Below are 598 nucleotides of genomic sequence, written 5' to 3' on the forward strand. Positions count from 1 at the left end.
GATGCCCGCCGGGCTGCCGGGCATCAGCCGCTGCTGGAGGTACAGGCCGAGTTCCACCTGGCAGAGGCCCTCCAGCGCGGGCCCCCGGCCGGACTCCCCCAGGAAGGCCCTCAGGGTGCGGAGTACGTCGGTCAGGGGCGGGGTGATGCTACGCATCGTCCTTCTCCTCTCCCCGGGGCTGCCCCAGGTCGGGCACGAGGTCCACGGGTGTGGTGAGCACCAGCCGGTGCCGCAGGGGCGCGGGCAGGGCGTCGGTGAAGTCCTTCCGGTAGCCGTCCCGCCCGGCGAGTTCCCGGGGGACCACGACGAAGGTGCGGTCCCCGGGCAGTGCGCTGTCGGTGAGGTGGGCGGCGAGGAGGGCCGGTTGCAGACGGTCGTACACCTGGAGGTGCGCGGTTCCGGGACCGGTGCCCCTCAGCCGGTGGGCGGGCAGGGGCCCCGGCAGGGGCACGTGCGTGATCCCGGCGCGGTCCAGTGCGTTCAGGGCGGCCTCTTCGGTCCGGTACGGCAGTGCGAGGAAGGTCCGTAGCGGACGCCGCAGCATCCGTGCCTGCTCCGGCTCGCGGATCAGCTCCGGGGGCGCGTCGCGCGGGCACTC

Annotated in this window: 1 protein-coding gene; it reads right to left on the reverse strand. The window is 74.4% G+C overall.

Annotation, left to right across the window (positions count from 1 at the left end; translation table 11 throughout):
* Window positions 1-148 precede the first annotated feature (148 nt).
* The coding region (locus RNB18_RS50820) for a restriction endonuclease-related protein (protein WP_311720905.1) at window positions 149-598 on the reverse strand (450 nt) is incomplete at its 5' end.

Source organism: Streptomyces doebereineriae, from assembly GCF_031845645.1.
In the GTDB taxonomy this organism is placed as follows: domain Bacteria; phylum Actinomycetota; class Actinomycetes; order Streptomycetales; family Streptomycetaceae; genus Streptomyces; species Streptomyces canus.